Below are 735 nucleotides of genomic sequence, written 5' to 3'. Positions count from 1 at the left end.
AAAAACAAGCTCGGTGCACAGATGAAGGATAACCCCCGCTTCCAGGCAATCTACCACGCCAGCGTACCGGGGAAGTGGGCGCAACGATGATCGTCGGGCTTCCGGTACTGGCGAATCACATTGAGGTTGCCGCGCCTTGACAGACCGCTTGACGGTGAAGGGTTTGGCGTTATCCAGCCTGGAGTGAGTGTTGAATCGCGGGTTGGCCAAGGAAGTGCGGCGGGACACTTCACCATGCCGCGTCGCGCCTCGTCAGCCCTGCGAGTTGTCTGCGATAGAAGTGCGGCTCTCCAGCAGGGCATCACTGAAATCGGATGTGCGGCGCACGCGAGACGCAAGTTCTTCGATCTGCATGCCAACCACAGCAGCCAGATCGCCGTACAGGCGCTGCCGTTCTTCGCTGCGCTTTACGACATCGAGCGCGACGCTGCAGTGCTGGATGCCGAAGAGCGACGTAAGCTTCGACAGAACCGGGCCAAACCGGTCTGCGACGCACTTCACGAATGGATGGTGGCGCAGCGCAAGCTGGTTTCGGAAGGTTCTGCGATTGCGAAAGCGCTGGAATACAGTCTTAAACGCTGGGAAGCGCTTACGCGCTATCTCGATGACGGCCACGTGCCCATAGACAACAACTGGGTCGAAAACCAGATACGGCCATGGGCTATCGGCAGGTCCAACTGGTTGTTTGCCGGTTCGCTGCGAGCAGGCCAACGAGCTGCCGCCATCATGAGCCTG

The 735-nt window shown here is 59.5% G+C and carries 1 pseudogene; it reads left to right on the top strand.

The window, feature by feature from the left end:
• Positions 1–261 precede the first annotated feature (261 nt).
• Positions 262–735, top strand: a pseudogene (locus P0D80_RS50805) (IS66 family transposase); the annotation flags it as partial.

The organism is Paraburkholderia sp. RL17-373-BIF-A, from assembly GCF_046030175.1.
Classification (GTDB): Bacteria; Pseudomonadota; Gammaproteobacteria; order Burkholderiales; family Burkholderiaceae; genus Paraburkholderia.
This window is presented reverse-complemented; position numbering and strand designations above follow the sequence as displayed.